Source organism: Candidatus Berkelbacteria bacterium (assembly GCA_016432625.1).
Classification (GTDB): Bacteria; Patescibacteriota; UBA1384; order 2-12-FULL-50-11; family 2-12-FULL-50-11.
Genome location: CP066697.1, coordinates 648,525 through 669,581 on the forward strand (window position 1 = coordinate 648,525; position 21,057 = coordinate 669,581).

Genomic DNA, 21,057 nt, shown 5'->3' on the forward strand with positions numbered 1-21,057 from the left:
GTCGACCACCCTAAAACTAGGGTATATAGTATGGCCATATTCGTCCCTTAAGGGACCGGGGGAACAATGATAATCACTGCCCTGGTGGTCTCGGCGCTCGGTAGCGTCGCCACTGTCCGGTCAACGCCGGAGGAGCTCGCCATGAAGTTGCTCGCCGATTACAAACGCGAGCACGCCTACTCACTTAGCGGCCAAACGCCGCCACGACGTCCCAGCTCGCTAGAAGTTCGTCAAGTTTACGAGCCTAGCGACAAAACCTGGCGGAAGAAACTAGGTGATCAAGCTGGCATCGTCGTTGAAGACTCTGCCAGCCGATTCGCCGTTGGCCAGTGCACCTGGCTTGCCTACCTGGCACGTTCCGACTTTCCGTTCGACTCGCGCGGTGGCGGTCGCAACGACGCCAAGAACTGGCTGGATCAAGCCTCCAAGGCCGGCTGGCCAGTCGGAAGGTTTGTCATCGGGGAACCGATACCGCTGCCGCAACGAGGAGCAATTCTCGTCCATAAGGCATGGCCGGGCAACCCGTCTGGCCACGTCTCGATCGTCAGCGAGATCATCTCGGAACGATGTTTGGTCGTTTGGGACTGCAACTTCTCGAGCGACCTTGATGGCAAGGTTCGTGAGCGGGTTATAGAGTTGGACGACTACGTCGCCGGCTACATCTACCGTGACGACGCGACCTGGAGGAATATGTCTAGCAAATGGCTACTGTCTCCTGTCGGAGAGAAAGGCTTCGGTACGCTGGAGTCTTCCGACGCGAGCGACGGGCCATACTGGTCGAGCGTTGTTCGCCTTAGTCCCGACGTGAGTGACTACGGTCAGATCTTCCTTGAGATCTACCCTGATCTTGAGCGGAAGCTAGACCTTGACGTTTACGTCTGGCCCGAACGGTTCACCATCAGGCTGCCGAAATCTGCTGCGAATGTGGCGGTTGCGGAGGTCGGACCAGTGCCCGTCTCTAAGCTCCCTGATCGGTACGTCGTGGTGCTGGTGCGACCAAATCGCATCACGAGCAGCGATAAGCCGATCAAGCGGTTGCTGGCCTACGTCAAGTACAGTACCTTGCAACGGTAAGCCCGGGCCCACCCTTTCGGGGGTGGGCCTGACCACGTTTAACTCATAAAAACTCTTGTTAAGAAACGATATCGATATTTATTCCAAACTGTTTACTGGTCTGGCGACTGGTTTTTGGGAACTTTGTTAATGATTTAAAAGCTCCGCGGCAATATCCTGCATAAGCGAAAGGGGAAGTTAATGGTAATGGCTCGACTAAAAAGCAAACGGGGCTTTGCCTCGATGGATGCGAGTACGCAACGACGCATCGCTAGCGCTGGGGGTAGAGCGGCCCACGCGAGTGGTAATGCCCACCAATGGACCCCGAAAGAGGCTAGCAAGGCGGGTAAGAAAGGTGGCCGGGCTCGCAAGGCGCAACGACGCGCCTACCGACCGTAGAATTACTACGATGAAGACACAGAAAGCCCTTCCACGAGGGAAGGGCTTTCATGTCGCTTACGCTGCTTCTTCGTTCGATTGACGTGGGCCGCGATCTGATCGATCTGAGCGTTCTGTCATCGGACGAGCTTCGTTGACCGTTACCGGTCGGCCGTCGATTTCTTTGCCATTAAGGGTTTCAATCGCCTTAGTAGCTTCTTCGTCGGAGGCCATTTCAACAAAGCCGAAACCTTTGGAGCGACCTGACATCTTATCCGTTATAACTGTGGCGGATTCGACTGTTCCAAGTGCAGCAAAGGCTGTGCGCAAACTTTCGTCGGTTGTATCCCAAGAGAGATTACCGACAAATAAACGTTTTGCCATTTATTGCCTTTCAAAACTAATTCCTTAGGTGCGACCTCTGACTTTGCGTAACGAGCGCACTTACCTAACGGTCGCAACCCACTACAAAACCAGATACCTATTGCGTAGATTATAACACGGATCCGGCAGCTAGCCTAGTAATCTAAGCTCGCGCCGCTACCAAACAGCATGCCAGCAACGATGCTCCAGGTAGATACCATGATGACAATTCCGATTACGAAGATGACGAGGCCCCAAATCGCCCAAGCCTTCTGTACCTTCTTGAATTGTTCAACAGATTCGAACTTGCGGCTCTTCCAGGCCCACTCACTACCTTTTAGACCAAGAACGATCGCCATTACTAATACTCCGATACCACCAACGACTGGAATAAAAGGCAGCACCAGCGCTAGTAGGCCGATCCAAACCTTGTTAAAAATACTCCATATCCAGTTCAAGAAGAACGCTCCCCAGTTCCAGCCTTTGATCTCCTCTGGGACATCTCCCGAACCACCCGTACTCTCCACTCCCGTCGGTACCGGCGCGGCCGCGGGGGCCGGGGTACTTGGGGTAGTCGATTCAATTTTATCTTCTTCTGCCATTCCCCTCCTTCAATTAATTGGACGTTAACTTTTCTTTATTCCCTACCATATAGCTTAAAGCTCGGTAGACAAGTGTCCAATACGTAATTTGGAAAGCGGCAAACCAGCCGGAAAGCATGAAGATGCCGACAAGGAGGGCCAGCATGAGTAGTATAGCGATTACCGCCAGAGCGGTTTGGGGTAACAGGGCGCTAAGCAATAACAGGACAAGGGCGCCCAAGCCAACCGCGACGACTACGACAGCAAAGACCGCGATAACAAAGAGGATGCCTAAGCCAAACTCAATCAGTAATGCCAGTAAGGAGTTGACGAACCGCGTAGTTAAAATCTTGTGCCCATAGCTAAGGCTCTCCCATACTCTAGCACGCTTGAGGACTATGTGCCGTTCGGCCATTTTCATTAAAAAGCTCATGTAAATAACAAAGATGAACAGCGCTGGCAAAAGGAGTACTAAGCCAACTACTAGCAATGTCGTTGATAACTGATGTGCAATAAATAACTTTGCTGCGACAAGACCAACTGCGATAATGACCGACAGGGCGACTAACCAGTAAAGGCCGAGCAGACGCCACGCAAACGGAGCCCCCTTTTTGAAGGACTCAGCGAAGTTGCCAGCTGGTTTATTGTCCTCCAGATCTTCGGCAGTAATGATGAGTCCGGCTTTGGCGCGAAGCGAGACGTACCACAACAAGACCCCGAGCACGATCATGACGACGGAGATTACGGCTACAAGAGCTAGGTGGCTGGTAAACCATTGTTCAAGACGGCCAAGAGCCTGCTGCAACTGAAGATCTGCTTGTTGCTTGTTGCTACCAGGGAAATCTGGCGACGGGAGAGTCTGGGCAATACCGTTCACCATCCCCTCGGTGAAGACCGCTAACAGACCGAGCTTCCAAAGCACGTTTGAATTCCTGACGAGATGATAAGCGCGATTGATGATCGCCCCAAAATCCATATCAATATAATACCTAATTGCCGTAGTTACGACGAGCGCTGTTTGAGTAAGAGGTCCCATACTGTTTAATGTATGAGATGCGTCGTTTTGGTTTACTCTCTTATGTAGGGCCACTGTTGGGACTAGTTTTAATCGCCGCCGGGCTTTTCTTGAACTTTCGTTTCACCGGCGAAGGAGCTGATGACGGACAGACGTTTACCGAACAGGCCAAGATGGCTGACAGATTCGTTGACTCAGTCGGCCTCTCAACTCACTTGGGGAGTAACCTCTGGAATGGCACCTTCGACACAATCTATATGCCAAGGGTCAAGGAGCTAGGTCTCCGCCATATTCGTGAGGACTTTGGCAATCACGGGCAATATTTAGATGCCCTGAAGAAAATCAGCGACGCCGGCATCAAGCTCGATATGATTATTGCGCGTGATGCCGAGAGTCAGACGCATCTGCCAACGATTAATGAGGCTTTGGTCGAAATTAATACTTACCTAGGCATGGGAATTAAGCTTGGGTCAGTTGAGGGGCCAAATGAGTACAATCACCCCCGTCTTTACTGGGACAATCAGCCGCCACCAGCCGAATGGCCGCGCTGGCTGTTTGAATTTACGCGCGATTTTGCCAACAGCTTTCGCAGCGATAGTCGCTATCAAGGCATCGAAATTTTCTCCCCGACGTATATCAATTACGGTGCTGGCGATCTTCTTAAACAGCAGGGGCCATTTGCCGATTACGTTGATTACGGCAATTACCACTGGTATTGCAACGATTACTGGTCAGATAACAACCCTGCAGATTTAAGTAATTTCTGTAATTACGATCAGCACTATCAGGCTTTTGCAGCACCGCTCTACAGCGGCAAAACAATTATTATCACCGAGAACGGTATCCCCTCCACCGATAATGTTGCGGGGGCGCCAGTCGAAGTTCAGCGTATTTTACTTAGCGAGGACGTAGCGGCCAAGTATACTAGCCGACGTCTCCTGGAGCTCTTCAATCGGGGCATTAAGCGCACTTACCTCTACCAGCTATACGTCGCCCCAGATATTCCCAACAACACTCTCACTTACTACATGACCCTGCTGAAAACCGATGGCGCTGCGAAACAGCCTTTTACTGCCTTGAAGAACCTTATCGCTTTAGCGAACGATCCTGGTCCACAGTTCACACCAGCAACACTAACGTACCGACTTGCCGCACCCACCACTTTGAAGCGCGTCTTAATGCAGAAACGTGACGGGCAGTTCTTGCTTTTCCTCTGGCAAGAAGTCGACAGCACGAAAAGCGTGACGCCCGTTAGCGCGACCATATCTTTTGACAATGAGCTGATGGACGTTCGCTCTTACAACACCGTGGCTTCCACCGAGCCAACCTACAGCGGTAGCGGCATTGGCGAACTGGCCGTTGGCGTTGGCGACAGCCCGGTAATGCTTGCTTTCAGCCCCACGCCATCCTCGCCTGGTAACGACGGCTCAGGAGCCGGATCTGGCTCTTCGGGCACAAACTCTAACTCTAGCGGTAACTCCGCAACCAACCAAGGAAGCAATAAATCATCCGGCACCAGCTCTAAACAAGGCAACGCCGCTCAGCCTGAACCCGCTACTGTCAGCGACGCCACCAATGACCCAGTAGTCCTGCCTAAGAACGATCCCACCTCATCTCCGAGCAATCTCGAGAAAGTAAAAGGTATTGGCATCTCTCTAGTAATCGTCGGGGTGCTGGTATTGGTAAGCTACGCCGGCAGCTTTATGCGCGCCTCGCTTTGGCACGGGCCAGTATAATTTTGCTGCCGGGGAAGGATTCGAACCTTCGATCTTCTGCTCCAGAGGCAGACGTCCTACCGCTAGACGACCCGGCAATTAAGTGAAATTCTACCAGAATAGGAGATTAATTGTCAGCCTTAACGGCGCCAAGTTTCTTAATCGCTAAAGCGATGCGTTTCAACGACCCGTCCTTGCCAAAGACTTCTAAGAGCTCGAATACTCCCGGTGAGGCGTCGCGGCCACAGAGCGCCACACGGACCGTCCACAATAACTCACCATCCTGTAGGCCGTTTTCACGGGCCGCCTTTCGCAGAGCAATCTCCGTCGGCTCTAAAGTCAGCTCATCCAAACCCTTTATAGCGGCCTGGGCGAGGTCGAGGGCTAAGCGTGCGTTTTCTAGTTTAGACTTCTTGGCAATCAAAAGGTTCGTGTCGTATGCCGGGTCGTTATAGAAGAATTCAATCAGCCCCTCGACTTCGTCTAGCGTTTTCAAACGGTCCTGCACCAGAGCCAAAATCTGCAGATGCCGCTCCGGATTCTCCAGGATAGCCTGCTTGATTTTATGATCGCGGATAAATCGTTCGGCACGGCTAGCGAGATCGCCAATTGACAGGTGGCGGATATAATAGCCGTTCATCCAGAGTAGCTTCTCCTTGTCGAAGACTGACGGGCTTTTGCCAACTCTCTCAATTTCGAACTCATGCGTTAGTTCGTGCATGGTGTAAATTTCTCTATCAGTTCCTGATGACCAACCAAGAAGGGCGATGAAATTATTCAGCGCCTCCGGTAAGTAGCCCTGGAGTTGGTAATCGTCGGTAATCGAGACCGGGTTTTTTCGTTTGCTCATTTTGGTTCTATCCGGATTCAAAATCAGCGGGAAATGCCCGAATAGTGGATTCAAAAAGTTGAGCGCCTTGGCTAGAAGAATCTGTTTCCCGGTGTTTGAGAGGTGGTCTTCGCCGCGCAGAACGTGGGTAATTTCCATCAAGTGATCATCGATAACATTAGAGAGCACAAACAGTGGCATGCCGTCCGACTTAACGATGACAAAATCACCGAACAACGAGCCCTCAAATTCAACGTGCCCCTTGATGAGATCGTCAAACTCGACCTTGCCATCAGGTACCGCGAAACGAACAACGAAGGACTGATTAGCAGCGTCGTTGGCGCTAATTTGTTCCTCGGTAAGCTTACGGCACTTACCAGAGTACTTCGGCGCCGAGCCTCCTTCCTGCTGTTTCTTGCGCTCTACTTCTAACTCTTCGGGCGAGCAGTAGCACTTATAGGCTTTTTTCTCTTGCAGCAACTGGTTAATGAAAACCTGGTAGAGACCTAGGCGCTCTTGTTGGCGGTAAGGGCCAAATGCACCACCGACTTCTGGGCCCTCATCCCAGGGCATGCCGAGCCACAAAAAACCGTCGAGAATGTCACGCTCAAAATCGGCCGTTGAGCGAGCCGTGTCGGTGTCCTCCATGCGGACGATAAATTTCCCCTCGTACTTCTTGGCAAAAAGATAATTAAAGAGAGCCGTACGGGCAGTGCCGATATGTAATTTCCCGGTAGGCGACGGGGCGATTCTAACTCTGACGGCGTTATTATCAACCATGGTATTCAACTATGAACATAGCCTGAAATGTGAGCAGTGAGTACCCGGCAAACTTATGCCTAGCCATGGTACTCAATCACGCCCTTATGATGGGTCAGCCTAGGTTCGCTGCCAGCGTTATCGACGGCAACGACATCGATGCGGACATTGTTCGTTTTATACTGAGCCTGCAGATGGTGCGTTAGCAAGACTAATTTACGTTGCTTAACAGGGGTGATCATTTCGATAGCGGCACCAAAGAAATCGCTAGTTTTAGTTTTGACCTCCGTCACGACGATCGTTCTGCCTTCTTTTGAGAGAATATCGATTTCGCCGAGCTTACTTCTCAGATTCAGGGCTAGGATCTGATGGCCCTTCTTCTGCAACAACTTCGCTGCCAGCGTCTCCCCCACCCGTCCCAGACTCTTGCGAACTTTCGTCATCAGAAGCATTGTCGGTTGTTTCAGGCTCTAAGGCAACTTCCTCCGGAGCAACTTCGGTCGACTCAATATTCTCTTCTTCTTGGGCAATGGCTTCCTGTTCCTTGGCAACTTCCTCCCAAATCGTGCCGGCTACGCCTCGGTCTTTTAGACGAAAACGTTTAGGCGAGGCGGCGTGGCGTCGGACGAAGTAGAGTTTGGCGCGTCGAACCTTGCCGGATTTTAGACGCTCGATCTTGGCAATGTGCGGCGAGTGGATCGGAAAAGAACGCTCGACGCCAACGCCACTTACAACCTTACGAACCGTAAAGCTTCCCTGTAAATTACCGCCTTTGCTGGTGGATATCACTAGACCCTCGAAAATCTGTATGCGTTCTTTATTGCCTTCACGAATCTTGTAGTGAACACGTACGGTTTCACCAGATCGGACATCGGGAATACTCTTTTTGAGAGAGGCAGATTCAACTTTTTTGATGATTCCCTGAGTGTCCATGGTCTTAAGCGACGTTAACAAAAGTCTTGGTACCAATGCGGCCAGTGTGACTGCCGACTTTACGCGAGCTGAAACGCACCACGCCGTCCTGGAGAGCAAAGATCGTATCGTCGTTAGAGATCTTGACACCGGTTCCAGCGTAAAAACGCGACCCGCGCTGGCGGACGATAATTTGACCCTTCTTCACAACTGAGCCCCCGTAAATCTTGACTCCGAGGCGTTTCGACTGTGAATCGCGGCCGTTTTTTGACGATCCTTTGGCTTTTGTTGATGCCATAGTTGTGACTAGCTTACTTCAGTTCAAGCCAAGAAGCAACCCCCGGGTGGTAGCCATTGATGGTACGCCGCCGATTGATTACAAAGGATAAGCATGGCTAAACCGAATTTCGTCCATCTCCACGTCCACTCTCACTACTCCCTCTTGGATGGATTGGGCAAAATCGACCAACTTGTCGGCAAAGCTAAAGCCCTGGGTATGCCGGCGCTTGCGCTGACTGACCACGGCGTAATGCACGGCACCATAGAGTTTTACCTCGAGTGTAAAAAGGCTGGGATCAAGCCGATAATCGGTCAGGAGGCGTACGTCGCTCCACGCAAGCGCACCGACAAGTCGACCGGTCAAGACAATCGGCCCTACCATCTAGTGCTCCTAGCTAAGAACCTGACCGGCTACAAGAACCTCATTAAACTTACGTCGCTTGGGCACTTAGAAGGGTACTACTACCGACCTAGGCTTGACCGAGAGATCCTCAGTAGGTACTCCGAGGGGCTAATTGCTACCTCCGCGTGCTTGGCAAGCGAGACTTCCCGCATCATTCTTGGCCGCGATCAAGGAGACGTTGAGGAAACCATCCGAACGTATCAAGAAATATTCGGTAAAGAGAACTATTATCTCGAGTTGCAGGATCACCCCGGCATCGCTGAGCAGCAAGTGGTGAATCAGCGCATCAAAGAACTCGCCAAGAAAACCGGCCTCGGGCTAATCGCCACGAACGACACCCACTACGTTAACCCCGAGGATCATAATACTCACGATATCTTGGTCTGTATTCAAACCGGCCGTTTGGTCAGCGACAGGGACAGAATGCTTTATACCGGCGACTTCTCGCTAAAAACCGCCGAGGAAATCTCCGAGGCCTTTCCTGACGTTCCCGAAGCCCTGGAGAACACTCTCAAGATCGCCGACATGGTCAATTTGGATATTCCACTCGATCAAAACCTACTCCCGCAGTTTCCTTTGCCCCCGGGGGAAACCGAGGCCAGCTTGCTTAAAAAATGGTGCGAAGAAGGCTTACGCAAACGTTACTCCGAGATAACTTTAGAAATTCGTGAGCGGCTTAATTACGAGCTAGAGACCGTTAATAAGATGGGTTTCCCAGGGTATTTCTTGATTGTTGCCGACTTTATGCGCATGGCCCGTTCCAAAGGGATCTTGGTCGGGCCGGGTCGCGGCTCAGCTGCCGGGTCGCTGATCGCCTACGCTACCGGTATCACCAACGTCGACCCGCTTTACTACGGCCTGCTCTTTGAACGGTTCCTCGACCCTTCGAGAGTGTCGATGCCAGATATCGACATGGACTTTGAGGATAAACGTCGAGGCGAGGTCATTGATTACGTCAGAGACAAGTACGGCGACGATCGAGTCGCTGGCATTATCACTTTCGGGACAATTATGGCCCGGGCGGCAGTGCGGGATGTCGGAAGGGTGCTGGGCGTCCCGTATAACCAGGTTGATGCGATCGCTAAGGTCGTCCCAGCGCCGATCCAGGGCCGGCATATTCCTCTGGCCAAATCTGTTAAAGACTCGCCCGAGCTCAAAGAAGTCTACGACAAAGACCCTGAAGCCAAGCAGCTGTTAGACCAGGCGATGAAACTTGAAGGAACGATTAGGCACGCCTCGCAACACGCTTGTGCTATCGTGATTTCCAAAGAACCGCTCGACCAATATGTCGCTGTCCAGGCCGCGCAAGGGGGCGACATTCACCAAGTTACGCAGTATTCGATGGGGCCAATTGAGAAGATCGGCCTGCTGAAAATGGACTTTCTGGGACTTGCCAACCTGTCGATCATGAAACAGGCGATTGAGATTATTGAAGCGGTGCATGCAACAAAAGTCGACATAGATAACTTGCCGCTCGATGACACCAAAACTTTTGCCCTGCTTGGACGCGGCGAGACGACGGGCGTCTTTCAACTTGAGTCAGCCGGCATGAAGCGTTATATCAAAGAACTTAAGCCGAACCTCTTCAATGACATTGTGGCTATGGTCGCCCTTTATCGTCCCGGGCCAATCCAGTGGATCCAGACTTTTATTAATCGCAAACACGCCATCGAAAATATTGAGTACATGCACCCGCTGACCGAAAACGCTTTGAAAGAAACCTACGGTATCCCGGTCTATCAAGAGCAGGTTATGCGTATGAGTCGCGACATGTGCGGTTTCACGGGCAGCGAAGCGGATACGTTGCGTAAAGCGATCGGTAAAAAGATTCCAAAACTCATGAAGGAGATGAAAGAAAAATTCATCTCGGGCGCGGTTAATAATGGCGTTGGCAAGTCAAAAGCCGAGGAGATATGGGATCAGCTTGAAGACTTTGCCGCCTACGCTTTCCCAAAGGCCCACGCTGTTTGTTACGCGATGATCGCTTTTCAAACTGCCTACTTGAAAGCCCACTACCCAGACTGCTTCATGGCGGCACTGATGACGAGTGACTTGGGCGACATTGACCGAATATCGATCGAGATAGCTGAGTGCGAACGGATGGGTATTACGGTGTTGCCGCCGGACGTTAACGAGTCATTCGCCGATTTTGGTGTCGTGAAACACTCGAAGGTCGACGGAGATAAAAAGTCAATTCGCTTCGGCTTGGGCGCTATTAAAAATCTTGGTGTCGCCGTCGCTAAACAAATTGTCACTGAGCGCAAAACCAACGGCGCGTTCGAAACGTTAGAAGACTTTTTATCGCGCTGCTGCGCTTTCTTGAACAAAAAAGTCCTGGAGAGTCTTGTGAAGTCCGGCGCACTCGATCGTTTCGGCAGCCGAGCCTCACTCTTTGCCGGCGTTGAGTTTATGGTCAAAGCCGCCGCTGGCTCGGCTAAAAACAACGGCAACGGTCAAGCGCTGCTGTTTGAAGCTACGGACCCGGACGCCCTCAAGCTCCCCAAAATCGACCTGCCAAACGTCCCGGACGATAAGCGGCAGAATTTAACCTGGGAGAAAGAGCTCCTAGGACTGTATCTCTCTGACCACCCGCTAAAAGAATTCAGCGAGCTACTCGCCCAGGCGGCAACGCCGTGCGCCGAGATCGTGTTGGGTCAAGCCGGCACCGTTGTGCGGATCGGCGGCGTCATTCACGAGGTGAAAAAAATCACCACCAAGTCAAACCAAATGATGGGGTTTGCTAGAATTGAAGACCTGACAGGGACGCTTGAGGCAGTGGTTTTCCCAACGATTTTTGCCGAGCAAAAAGAGATGTGGCAGAACGACCAGATGGTGCTTGTTGAAGGCAAGCTAAGCGACAAGGACGGGGAGGCTAAGGTACTGGTCGATAAAGTTTGGGCTCTCGACAAAGTTAACGCCGAGGACTTGGAACCGATAGTCCAGCGCTCGAGCAATTCCTCGCCGTACTTGCGCAACCGCACCCCCCAAGAGCGCCCCACTTCAGATACCGGGGCACACGCCTTTGTTGTCGATCTGCCAAAGGAGGCCACCAAGGAAACGATGGAGAAGCTAAAAAACATTCTGCTCGCCCACCCGGGAGAAACTGCCGTAGAGCTGCGCGTCATCAATCACGGCGAGCTCAGAAATATGCGCGCCAAACTCACCGTCAAAGACTCTCCGGCCCTGCGCCAAGCCGTCAGTGAGCTAATTACGCCCGTCCGCTGAGCCTCCCGCGAGCGCTACACGCCTTCGCTCTGAGTCGGGACCTGCCGCTGAATGCGGACAATTTCCTGCTGCATGCTGTACGGATCCGGCACGTCTTCCAGATCCATCCGTCCTGCGTTTGAGGCAGTTTGGATACGCACGGTACCGAAGTTAAGCAGTGTATGGATCGGACCGGCAATCTCAGTCGAGATTTCTTGAATCCGGCCTATTTCAGCTTCCGAAATCAGGCGGCTAAACATGCTAATCTGGTCAATCTTAATGACACGCTGATTGGTAAGAATATAGTTGCTGAAGTTCCAAATGTACCACTGATAGACCGAGTAAAGCACGCCAAAGATTACGACTGCCGCAATCACAATCGAAGTAATTTTCGAGGCGCCGAAGTACCATAACGACAGAGCGCCGACGGTCAAAAGCACAAGCCACGTAATCGCAATCGGCAGTAGCACCCAGGTATGTTGGTTAACAAGGACTAAAACCTCTTCCCCAGAACGCTGTCCTTTGAATGTGAACGTTTCAGTTTCTTGGCTTTTCATCTTTCTTAATTGTACTTAACTTGTCGGAAATTGAGTAAATCATAACGAGCGCCCCCATTACCAGGAGGGCTAACAACCCTAAGTAGAACTTGCCGACAGCCTGGCTGTTCAAGGCAAAGAGGCCAAACAGTAAGCTTATCAGGTAGAAGAGGCCGACTATTTGCCATGGCTTAAAGCCCAGGGCGAGCAGGCGGTGGTGTAGATGCCGTTTATCAGCAGCGAAGGGTGACTGATGATGGATGAGTCGGGTTATTATCACCACGATGCCATCTAGAAAAGGGATAGCGAGCGCTAGGAACGCTGTGGCGATTTTACCACCTGAGACTATAGCTATTACCCCGATCAGAAAGCCCAAGAAGACTGATCCTGTGTCGCCTAAGAAAACTTTCGCTCGTACAATATTGAATGGTAAAAAGCCCATGACTGCTCCGAACCCGATCGCCGCAATCAATGCATTCTCTGACTGAGCGACTTCGGGAGAAACCGAGAGAAAGAAGAGAGTCGCCAACGCGATAGCAGAGACGCCGCCGGCTAGGCCGTTAATACCATCAAGCCAGTTGATGATGTTCGATAGTCCAACAAGCCAAATCACTACGAACAACCAGTCAAGTGAGCCAAGGAAGAACGGAGTGCCAAAAGGGTTGGTGAACCACTGAATTTTAATGCCGAACGCGGCAACCAGTAGGGCTGCTGCAATTTGAAACGCCAACTTGACGCCCCACGGCAGGTCTTTAAAGTCATCGGCCAGGTTAACTACGCCAAGGATCACCACGCCCAGTAACAATCCGAGCAAGTTACGGTCAATACCGATGATTTTTTCATTACTGAGACTTAACAGCTCTGGCCAGAGCAGCTGCACCGCCGCCACAACAAGTAAAAAGCTAGCTACGATCGCGGCGCCACCAATGCGCGGTATCGGTCTAGTGTGAACGTCTCTTTCTCGAATCGGAGCGATAAAAATTCGGCGGCGGGTCGCCCAGCGCGAGAAGACCGCCGTCAGCACCAAACTCAGCCCGAACGCAGAGAGCGAGGCCAAGTAATAAGTGGTCATGTCTAAACTATCGTATGCTTATGATGGACGGTTTTGTAATCCCAAATCTCTTCTGGCTTGAACCAATTGCCCAGTTCAACCTTGGCTTCTTCCAGGGATCCGGAGGCGTGAACTAAGTTCTTAACTGTTATACCGATGTTGTTAGCGTAGGCTTGTGAGACGTGGGCGAAGTCGCCGCGGATTGTTCCAGCTGGTGCTTCGTCAGGATAAGTCGCCCCAACAATCTTGCGAACTACTTTGACTGCCTCCACTCCCTCAATAGCCATGGCAATAATCGGCCCGGAAGTTAGAAATCCGGTCATCTCTTTAATAATACTTTCCGACTTTTCTTTGCCGAGTTTAGGCGTATAGCGCTCCACAAAATCTCCGTAGTGTGCCCGTGCTAATTCAGGCGTCGCAATCAAAAGTTTTAATCCAGCGACGCGAAGACCGCGATCTTCAAAACGACTAATAATACGGCCGATTAAACCGCGTTCGATGGTGTCTGGCTTTAGCAGTACCAGTGTTTGCTCGATATGCATTACGGGTTCATTCTACCTGTTATTGAGGATTCCTGCAAAGGTCTCTGTCTTCTCGTGCGGTCCGATTACCACCAACGTGAGGCAGGAGGGTTTGAAAATCCTGCGGGCTAAGCTTTGTATCTCGTCACTAGTCACTGCCAGCAAACCCCGGCGAACCTCTTCGTGCGTCTCCCAACGTCCGAGCAACCAGTCCGTGCCGTACCAAACGGCCAAATTTAGACCGTGATCAGCTTGAATCTCCTGCGTGCCAATAAGATGGCGCCTGGCTCGTTCCAGTTCGGCGGCCGGAACGAGTTTGGAGCTAAGATTTTCAAGCTCTTCCATTAAAGCTTGTAGCGCCAGCTCAACTTTGGCTGTGTTAACGCCACCGTAGACCGTCAATGCCCCCGCATCTTCCAGCGAACTAAAATGAGAGTGTATGGCGTAAGCAAGCCCCTTTTTCTCGCGAATATTCATAAATAATCGCGAACTCATGCCTTGTCCGAGGATCGTATTAAGTAACATCACTGCATAGCGCTCACGAGCAGACTGAAGCCCTAGCTTATCGTCAGCTAGGCCAAGCACGAAGTGGGTTTGATCGGTTGCTTTATTCAAAACGCGAATCGCGGCTTTGCTTTGACCTTGCCATGGTTCGGGAACAGTCAGCTCACGTGGTTCGAGTGATTTAAATTGTTGCCGCAAGTGAGCCTCTACCGAAGCTTCGTCTAAGTCACCGACGACGACAAAAACTGCTTGCGATGGGGCGTAGTACCGAGAACGGTAATCTTTAAACTGCGGCAAGCTCATGTCTTGAACGGTCTTTTCGCTGCCGATTATTTGCTGGGCGAGCGGGTGGCCACTGAACATCTGCTCCGTCGACAAGTCGTGAACGTAACGCGCTGGATCGTCCTGGAGCATACGAATTTCTTCGATAATTACGCCCCGTTCTCGTTCCAGATCCTCTTGTCTGAGCAAGGCCTTAAACGCCAGCTCAACGTTCAAATCAACGCCAACTTGCCACTCTTCTTGGGGCACGACGTTCCAATAGGCCGTGTGGTCAAAGTCCGTCCACGCGTTCAGCGTCCCGCCAACGCCCTCGATGGCGCTTGCGACCGCCTCGTTGTCGGTGTACTTTTCGGTCCCTTTAAAAACTAGGTGCTCCAAAAAATGAGCGATGCCGTTGTTCTGCGCGGTTTCGTAGCGCGATCCAGAGCGGATCGCCAAGAAATTAGTCACGGAGCGCCGGCCCGGTTGGTGATGAATTACGACCTTGAGGCCATTTTCGAGCGTGCAACGTTTTGGCACGATTTCTGTCATGTGTGGCTAGTATATAGGGAGGGTTTAGAACGAACAACTCCTTGGAGTATCGGTTGACACTAGGGAGGGGCTGTTTTACGCTGAATGAAGACATGGGAGGGATCAACGTTCCGATTGACAGAATAGTGCCACTCACGGACACCCGTGATAATTTTAGCCGTATCGTTACCGATATAGAGAACTCTGAAGATGGTTTGTATGTTCTTACCAAAGGCGGTAAACCGGCGATTGCCCTTATAAGTATCCATTATTTAGAGCAATTAATGAACGGCGCTGTCAGCCACGAAGCGTTGTCTAGCGAAGCCGATAAGCCACAACCGCCAAAACAAGAGCCACAGCGCCAGCCGATTGCGGAGTCTTCTCGACTACCGAGCGAAAAGTTAGCGCCCGAACTGCCAAAACCCCCCGTTAAGCCGCCCTTTACGCCGTCCTCGCCGCCAGCACCAAAGCCAACTACCAACTTTACGCCGCCAATTGCCGAACCCACGCCACCAACACAGACTGTGGTCAGCAAACCTATTATTGACCCTTCCTGGACCGGGGAAAAGCCAGCCATCAATCAACCGTCGCCAATGAACCTCGCTCGGCCAGAAGAACCAAAACGCCAAACATCTCCGTGGCCAATCCTGCCACCTCGACCGTCAAGCACACCTCCTGCGGCTCCTAGTCCAACAAGTTTGCCACCAAAAGCAGTCGCTAATTCGCCCGTCCCATCCTCTGTGCCAGCCGCAACACCGCCAGCAATTCCACCGAAAGCAGTTACTACGCCCCCGATGGCTCCCCCCGTTAACCCACCTACCGTAGCGCCTAGCGTTCCTCCGATGACCCCACCAAGCCAACCTGCTCCGACGCCACCTACCCCAAGCACGCCGCTTGCCGCTTCAGCTCCGCCAACGAATTCTGGAACACCACCTTTTAACACCACCGTCCCTGCAGCAGTGCCGCCGACCGTTGCGCCGGTATCAGCCCCTCCGAGCGTCAGTATCCCGTTTGATGAGCCGCCAAAAACAGATGCTGACTCGGTAGATGGTCCCCCCTTGCCTACACCTCAAGCTGCCGCTCCGGCAGTACCTGCCACGCCGCCAACTCCGGTTCAAGATTTAGAAATTTAGTTTCGTAACAGCGCCGAGGCAAAGTACGTCACTGCCACGCCGAGCATCGCCCCGCCGATTAGTTGGGCAATTGTGTGCTGTTTCAACTCTAATCGTGCCCAGGCTAGCGGTATCAAGAGCAGGTAAAGCGGCAGAAGATCTCGGCCGCGAAAGATCACAAGCAATGTCACTAACGCCGCCATGGTTGAAGCGTGAATGCTGATCTTCCAAACCAGGGAAATCACAGTCAGAACCATGAGCATCGCCACTAGCGTTTGGCTCATCAGTAGCAAGTTAGGGCTGTCGAGGCGATTACTGACAATGACGCCACCGACCAAGGCACCGAGGGACGCCAGCATTAACGGTAGCGGCCGATCGGCTCGGTTGGTAATGTCCATGTCGATTTTCTTATCGTACTGCCGGCTAACCAACAGATATATTAACGCTGGCGCGATGACGATTAGGGTCAGGCCGGTGATCGACCAGCCAATCACTTCTTGTAATTCGTCAACGTAGCGATTGGTGATATATATCAGGCTTACCGCCACTAATAAGACTGGGTTTGAGGCGTTGGAGATCCAGACGGCTAGCGTCCGCTTAAAGTCAGTGCTTGGCTCTGTCTTAGCTTGGGTTGGTGCCATGGAAAATCTTCTCCAAGATACGGTCAAGCGGACGATCAAGCAAGCGAATAATGCCATAGGCAATGCCGCCAATAGCAATTCCGCCGATGATATCGCCGACATAATGGAAGCCGACGGCGACTCGACCAAAGCTGGTCACGATTCCACCGACTAGAAAAAGCCACCCTAGTTTTGGGTAGCGGTAAGCAAAGAATGCCAACGTTACCGCTGTTAGCACGCCGGCGTGATCAGATGGAAAGGCCTTCTGCGGCCGCTCGAAAAATAATTCTTGGTAGCCGTCGAGCGCAAACGGTCGGTCGCGAAAACCATAAGCGCCGTACAGCCAACCACCCACCGCGTTGGTCAAGACCTGCCAGCTAAGAATCGCTGCCAAGAAAACTTTAATACTGTTAAGGCGGTCTGTTTTGGTACGGAAAAACAGCCACAGGAGGGCTAGCGGCAGCACGTAAACGAAAGCGCTAGCTGTGGTTAGAAAAACTTGTTGGAGGGCAGGATGCGCTGAGACCCAGTGGAAAAGGCGCGTCGTTAGTTCGGTATCAACTTGCAGCAATCCCATCGTTTACTCCTTATATAACTGTCCAGACCGAACAGCTCAATTCTACCCGGCGTTTCGCCACTTAACGTGTTAAAGTGTAGCCGATGAAACTGGAGAGGGCAATCAAGGAGTACCTACGCTACTGTAGCGCCACTAGGGGCTTCTCGCCGCATACAATACGTAACTATTCGCACTATCTTGGCGTACTCGGTTCTTGGTGCGACGAAAACAAGGTTGCACGTGTTGAGGACTTAACGAGTGATGACATTCTTGATTTCCAAGTGTTTCTAAACGATAAAAGCAACCTCACTCACCGAACGATCAACTATTACCTCATCGCCATACGAGCCCTGCTGAAGTACTTAATTAATCGTGACGTTAAGGTCATTGCACCGGATAGAATTGAGCTGGCTAAGGTTGCCGAACGTCAGATTCATTTCCTTGAGCCAGAAGAGATCGAGCGTTTGTTAGAGATAGGTGAAGCCGAGCCGACCCTAACAACATTGCGCGATCAGGCCATGATTAATTTACTCTATTCCAGTGGCCTCAGGGTCAGCGAGCTTACTTCGCTTAAAAGAAGCCAAGTGAATTTGAAACGAGGCGAGTTCAGTGTCCGCGGTAAAGGCGGCAAGGTCCGACCGGTTTTTTTGAGCGACGAGGCCCAGTCTTCCCTGCAGCGCTATCTGAAGACCCGCCAAGACACCAACCCATACTTATTAATTAGGCACTATAAAAACGCTGCGGCCGACAGTAAGGCTACAGGCGGTTTAAGCGTCCGCAGTATTCAACGGATTTTGAACCAAAGGGCTCGTCTTAGCGGTATTACTAAACCAGTTTCCCCGCACAAGCTCCGCCATAGTTTTGCTACCCTTCTGCTGCAAAACGGCGCCGATTTACGATCGGTCCAAGCGCTGCTCGGGCATTCGTCAGTCACCACCACCCAAATCTACACCCACGTCACCGACAAAAACCTACGCGAAACCCACCAGCGATTCCACAAAACTAGTACCAACAAGACGTCGGACTGACGTCGCGACACTTGATGGGTTACTTCTGTTGCGATATAATTAGTTGCAATGATGACCGAAACACCAACCGAGACCGCGACAGAGCGTTATTTGCTGACTATGCTTGTCGAGCAGGTCGAAACACTCTCCACAATCTCTAAAGAGCTGACCGAAACCGGGGCTAAAGTCGTTAAAACAGAGGAACTAGGCGAACGTCACCTGGCTTTTCCTATCCTAAAAAATCACAACCTACAACTTGTATCGGTTTTCTTTGAAGCCGCTCCGGAAATGATTAAAAGTACCGAGCAAAGTTTGCGCGGTAACACCAACATCAAGCGTTATTTACTAACTAGGTGGGCCGCCGACCCGAACGAGGTTTCCTCGCGCCGAGGTCGAGGGCGAACCGAAACAGAGGGAGAAGAGACAAATGTTTAGCTTAAATCGGGCCGAAGTATTAGGTAACTTAACTAGAGACCCCGAGGTCCGCACGCTACCGAGCGGCCAGACCGTCACTAACTTTGCCGTGGCGACAAATCGACGCTGGAAGGACAAGGACGGCAACATGAAAGAAGACACTCAGTACCACGAAATTTCCGTCTGGGGCCGTTTAGGCGAGCTAGCTAGCCAAATGCTCTCCAAAGGCAAAAAAGTTTACGTTGAGGGGCGTCTTTCGACCACCAGCTGGGAAGGCCAAGATGGCGTTAAACGGCAGAAGACGGAGATAGTTGCCGATAACTTTATTCCGCTCGCTCCAAAAGGCGACGGCACCGGTTTCAATATCGCCGAGGCAACCGACGAGGATCGTGAGAAACCAGCCCCGAAAGCCAAGAAAGAAGATAAAAAAGAGGAGAAAGAAAGTGCTGACGAGATCAACCTCGACGACATACCGTTCTAAACACTGATGAAACGCAAAGTTGACTGTTACTTTTCAAAAAACCAAATAAAAGAGATCGACTACCGTAACACCGAACTTCTGAGCCGCTTTCTGAGCGGTTGGGGGAAAATCAAACCAGCTCGTGAAACTGGTGTTTGCGCCAAGCATCAGCGGGCTTTGGCCGTTGCTGTTAAACGGGCTCGCTACTTAGGCATCCTGCCTTTCGTTAAGCGTTAACTTTTATCATGTTAGCTTTAGGCCAAGTGAGTATTGGGTCTAAAATTTTGTTTCGTGGGGCTCCCCACGACGTTTTGCAGGCCAATCACTTAAAGATGGGGCGTGGCGGCGCCAAGCTTCAGACCAAACTACGTAACTTGCTTGACGGTGCCGTGATCGACTATACCTTTGCTGGCGACGAGCGCCTGGAGGAGGTTGAGATTAGCTATCGCAACGCCCAGTTCTTATACGCCGAGGGTAAAGCGGGCCACTTTATGTTCTCCGACACTTACGAACAGGTTGAAGCGCCGATGGCTGAATCTTCTTCGCGTTTCTTGAAAGACGGCGCCAGCGTTGACCTGCAAAGTTGGCAAAATCGCGTGATTGGCGTCAAGCTACCAAAAAAAGTTGAGTTGATCGTCACCGAAGCTGAGCCAGCCGTTCGAGGTAACACCGCTAACACCGCGACCAAAAACGCGACGCTCGAGACCGGCGCCGTCGTCCAGGTGCCGCTCTTTGTTAAAACCGGCGATAAACTGATTATCAATACGGAAACCGGCCAGTACGACTCTCGGGCGTAAAGGAAAGCCCGCCTATATTTCAAGGCGGGCTAAAGATTCCTGGTAGTGCGCTAAAACCGGGTAGTGAGCCCGACTCGGAAGCGGGTTTCTCCGCTGTCGGAGAGGTAAAACGGCTGGCAGCTGAGCTCCAGTGTCTCTTTGCCCTTCGATAGGCGTAGAGTCAGTCCCAATTTTATGGTTGGCTTGAGCTCATTCACCTTCGAGTAAGACACGATTGGCCCCATGCTGATTCCCGTGCGAACTTCCCACAAGAGCGAGCTCTCATCGGAGAAGGTAATCGTCGGGCCGCCGTTAAGCGGGACGTAGTGACCGAGCTTCAAGACGAGCTTGCCGCCAAGGACCGAGTCCTTGTAAATCACAAACGGCAGAGCAAAGAGCTTGCTTGAAGAGGGCCAGACAACGCCGTAGCCGCCGATGAGCCAGTTCTTACCCACAGGGTAGAGCTGCCCGAACTCGAGATCGAGCGTTTTAGAGTTGTTAGCCCCGAACGCCCAGAGCTCCCAGCCCTCGTTCGAAATGAAGGCTGTAGTCAGAGAGGGTTGTCCTCCCTTCGTGATGTCGAACCAGCTAATGCTAGTCTGGGCGACAGATATCGCGGCAATCGCCGCAACGATAACGAGAGAGAGGAGGTTCTTCATATTGTAAACTTGCGTGAATTCGAGAGAGCTTCAGCCCTCAGTCTCTTGCCGCAGTTGCTACTCGCGGCAGGATGGGAGAGTTGAAACGAAATAACGGAGCGTTTCATTTCCGGGGAAAACGTTTCATCACGTTTTATATCGCTTCCCAGCGCTACTTGATTTGGCATCGCGCGGCTCTTCGTAGCTCCGCGCCAGCTGTTTCAAGCCTTCGCCTCAACGAGATCTTGGAGAGGATTGCCGCCGACTTTCGCCGCCAGCATCTCACCGATCGTCGTCTTGGCAGTTTCCTGCTTTCGCTCGAGGTGTTTGCCCCAATTGAAAACAACGAAACCGGCCTGTCGCAGCAGTCGAGCTTGCTCCTCACAGACAAACTTTCCCGCCAATTTCTCGGCGTTCTGGATGCCTTCTGGGATTCGCCCGCTGTGAACGCGGTACACGTCCATGGGATTGTTCAAGACAACCCCAGACATGTAGCACGTCCAACCTCCGCTGTTTCGCATCAGTTTTTCCTCCTGTTTTGATGCTCGCCCGGGCTTTTGAGACCCGTTCGACAGAGCG

At 51.9% G+C, this 21,057-nt stretch carries 26 protein-coding genes and 1 tRNA gene; 10 read left to right on the plus strand and 17 right to left on the minus strand.

Annotation, left to right across the window (positions count from 1 at the left end; genetic code table 11):
• Positions 1-66 precede the first annotated feature (66 nt).
• Both HY845_03560 and HY845_03565 read left to right on the plus strand, forming a co-directional pair.
• A complete protein-coding gene (locus HY845_03560; protein ID QQG51609.1) occupies positions 67-1,074 on the plus strand; it encodes a CHAP domain-containing protein in 1,008 nt (335 codons plus the stop codon).
• Between the two features lie 186 nt (positions 1,075-1,260).
• On the plus strand, positions 1,261-1,452 hold the full coding sequence (locus HY845_03565; protein QQG51610.1) for a stress-induced protein: 192 nt from the start codon (positions 1,261-1,263) through the stop codon (positions 1,450-1,452).
• Positions 1,453-1,509: 57 nt separating this feature from the next.
• Here HY845_03565 and HY845_03570 read toward each other — a convergent pair whose 3' ends face one another.
• The 3 genes from HY845_03570 to HY845_03580 form a co-directional block, all read right to left on the minus strand.
• Complete coding sequence (locus HY845_03570) at positions 1,510-1,815, minus strand: RNA-binding protein (protein ID QQG51611.1); 306 nt, start codon at positions 1,813-1,815, stop codon at positions 1,510-1,512.
• A gap of 134 nt (positions 1,816-1,949) precedes the next feature.
• Complete coding sequence (locus HY845_03575) at positions 1,950-2,321, minus strand: ribonuclease G (protein QQG52157.1); 372 nt, start codon at positions 2,319-2,321, stop codon at positions 1,950-1,952.
• An 88-nt stretch (positions 2,322-2,409) separates the two neighbouring features.
• The gene (locus HY845_03580) at positions 2,410-3,411 is read right to left on the minus strand and encodes a hypothetical protein (protein QQG51612.1); all 1,002 of its coding nucleotides are present in this window, start codon (positions 3,409-3,411) and stop codon (positions 2,410-2,412) included.
• Positions 3,412-3,428: 17 nt separating this feature from the next.
• Here HY845_03580 and HY845_03585 point away from each other — a divergent pair, with 17 nt between their 5' ends.
• Entirely contained in the window at positions 3,429-5,126 is a 1,698-nt protein-coding gene (locus HY845_03585; GenBank protein ID QQG51613.1) for a hypothetical protein, read from the plus strand.
• A 5-nt stretch (positions 5,127-5,131) separates the two neighbouring features.
• Here the strand turns inward: HY845_03585 and HY845_03590 are convergent.
• From HY845_03590 to rpmA, 5 genes are all read right to left on the minus strand, one after another.
• Positions 5,132-5,203, minus strand: a tRNA-Gln gene (locus HY845_03590).
• 29 nt (positions 5,204-5,232) lie between these two features.
• On the minus strand, positions 5,233-6,714 hold the full coding sequence (locus HY845_03595) for a glutamate--tRNA ligase (GenBank protein ID QQG51614.1): 1,482 nt from the start codon (positions 6,712-6,714) through the stop codon (positions 5,233-5,235).
• A gap of 59 nt (positions 6,715-6,773) precedes the next feature.
• The gene (locus HY845_03600) at positions 6,774-7,136 is read right to left on the minus strand and encodes a YraN family protein (protein QQG51615.1); all 363 of its coding nucleotides are present in this window, start codon (positions 7,134-7,136) and stop codon (positions 6,774-6,776) included.
• Positions 7,033-7,626 carry a 50S ribosomal protein L19 gene (rplS, locus tag HY845_03605; GenBank protein ID QQG51616.1) on the minus strand — a complete coding sequence of 198 codons (594 nt, stop codon included), beginning with the start codon at positions 7,624-7,626 and terminating at the stop codon, positions 7,033-7,035. The genes HY845_03600 and rplS overlap by 104 nt, the downstream gene beginning before the upstream one ends.
• 4 nt (positions 7,627-7,630) lie before the next feature.
• Positions 7,631-7,903 (minus strand): 50S ribosomal protein L27, encoded by a 273-nt coding sequence (gene rpmA, locus HY845_03610; protein ID QQG51617.1) that lies wholly within the window; start codon positions 7,901-7,903, stop codon positions 7,631-7,633.
• 93 nt (positions 7,904-7,996) lie between these two features.
• Between rpmA and HY845_03615 the strand changes: the two genes are divergently transcribed.
• Positions 7,997-11,512 carry a DNA polymerase III subunit alpha gene (locus HY845_03615; protein ID QQG51618.1) on the plus strand — a complete coding sequence of 1,172 codons (3,516 nt, stop codon included), beginning with the start codon at positions 7,997-7,999 and terminating at the stop codon, positions 11,510-11,512.
• A 14-nt stretch (positions 11,513-11,526) separates the two neighbouring features.
• On the opposite strand, the gene HY845_03620 is transcribed toward HY845_03615, so the two are convergent.
• The 8 genes from HY845_03620 to HY845_03655 all read right to left on the minus strand — a co-directional run bounded on the left by HY845_03620 (position 11,527) and on the right by HY845_03655 (position 17,204).
• Positions 11,527-12,048: a PH domain-containing protein gene (locus HY845_03620; protein ID QQG51619.1), complete on the minus strand. Its 522-nt coding sequence runs from the start codon at positions 12,046-12,048 to the stop codon at positions 11,527-11,529.
• The gene (locus tag HY845_03625) at positions 12,029-13,099 is read right to left on the minus strand and encodes an undecaprenyl/decaprenyl-phosphate alpha-N-acetylglucosaminyl 1-phosphate transferase (GenBank protein ID QQG51620.1); all 1,071 of its coding nucleotides are present in this window, start codon (positions 13,097-13,099) and stop codon (positions 12,029-12,031) included. Before HY845_03625 ends, HY845_03620 begins: the two co-directional genes overlap by 20 nt.
• 2 nt (positions 13,100-13,101) lie before the next feature.
• Positions 13,102-13,620, minus strand: a complete 519-nt coding sequence (locus tag HY845_03630) for a nucleoside-diphosphate kinase (protein ID QQG51621.1) — start codon at positions 13,618-13,620, stop codon at positions 13,102-13,104.
• 12 nt (positions 13,621-13,632) lie between these two features.
• On the minus strand, positions 13,633-14,916 hold the full coding sequence (locus HY845_03635) for an insulinase family protein (protein QQG51622.1): 1,284 nt from the start codon (positions 14,914-14,916) through the stop codon (positions 13,633-13,635).
• A 247-nt stretch (positions 14,917-15,163) separates the two neighbouring features.
• Positions 15,164-15,472, minus strand: coding sequence for a hypothetical protein (locus HY845_03640; protein QQG51623.1), 309 nt, complete (start codon positions 15,470-15,472; stop codon positions 15,164-15,166).
• 3 nt (positions 15,473-15,475) lie between these two features.
• Complete coding sequence (locus HY845_03645) at positions 15,476-15,838, minus strand: hypothetical protein (GenBank protein ID QQG51624.1); 363 nt, start codon at positions 15,836-15,838, stop codon at positions 15,476-15,478.
• A 186-nt stretch (positions 15,839-16,024) separates the two neighbouring features.
• Positions 16,025-16,648 (minus strand): phosphatase PAP2 family protein, encoded by a 624-nt coding sequence (locus HY845_03650; protein ID QQG51625.1) that lies wholly within the window; start codon positions 16,646-16,648, stop codon positions 16,025-16,027.
• Positions 16,629-17,204, minus strand: a complete 576-nt coding sequence (locus HY845_03655; GenBank protein QQG51626.1) for a phosphatase PAP2 family protein — start codon at positions 17,202-17,204, stop codon at positions 16,629-16,631. The genes HY845_03650 and HY845_03655 overlap by 20 nt, the downstream gene beginning before the upstream one ends.
• Before the next feature lie 83 nt (positions 17,205-17,287).
• Here HY845_03655 and HY845_03660 point away from each other — a divergent pair, with 83 nt between their 5' ends.
• Genes HY845_03660 through efp form a run of 5 tightly spaced genes read left to right on the plus strand, consistent with a single transcriptional unit; the run spans position 17,288 to position 19,861 of the window.
• Positions 17,288-18,211 (plus strand): tyrosine-type recombinase/integrase, encoded by a 924-nt coding sequence (locus HY845_03660; protein ID QQG51627.1) that lies wholly within the window; start codon positions 17,288-17,290, stop codon positions 18,209-18,211.
• Between the two features lie 48 nt (positions 18,212-18,259).
• Entirely contained in the window at positions 18,260-18,625 is a 366-nt protein-coding gene (locus HY845_03665; GenBank protein ID QQG51628.1) for a 30S ribosomal protein S6, read from the plus strand.
• A complete protein-coding gene (locus HY845_03670) occupies positions 18,618-19,085 on the plus strand; it encodes a single-stranded DNA-binding protein (protein ID QQG51629.1) in 468 nt (155 codons plus the stop codon). Before HY845_03665 ends, HY845_03670 begins: the two co-directional genes overlap by 8 nt.
• A gap of 6 nt (positions 19,086-19,091) precedes the next feature.
• Positions 19,092-19,301: a 30S ribosomal protein S18 gene (locus HY845_03675; GenBank protein QQG51630.1), complete on the plus strand. Its 210-nt coding sequence runs from the start codon at positions 19,092-19,094 to the stop codon at positions 19,299-19,301.
• Positions 19,302-19,309: 8 nt separating this feature from the next.
• The gene (gene efp / locus HY845_03680; GenBank protein QQG51631.1) at positions 19,310-19,861 is read left to right on the plus strand and encodes an elongation factor P; all 552 of its coding nucleotides are present in this window, start codon (positions 19,310-19,312) and stop codon (positions 19,859-19,861) included.
• Between the two features lie 50 nt (positions 19,862-19,911).
• Here efp and HY845_03685 read toward each other — a convergent pair whose 3' ends face one another.
• Positions 19,912-20,499: a hypothetical protein gene (locus tag HY845_03685; GenBank protein QQG51632.1), complete on the minus strand. Its 588-nt coding sequence runs from the start codon at positions 20,497-20,499 to the stop codon at positions 19,912-19,914.
• An 80-nt stretch (positions 20,500-20,579) separates the two neighbouring features.
• On the opposite strand from HY845_03685, the gene HY845_03690 reads away from it, so the two are divergent.
• Positions 20,580-21,020 carry a hypothetical protein gene (locus HY845_03690; GenBank protein ID QQG51633.1) on the plus strand — a complete coding sequence of 147 codons (441 nt, stop codon included), beginning with the start codon at positions 20,580-20,582 and terminating at the stop codon, positions 21,018-21,020.
• The last annotated feature ends 37 nt before the right edge of the window (positions 21,021-21,057 follow it).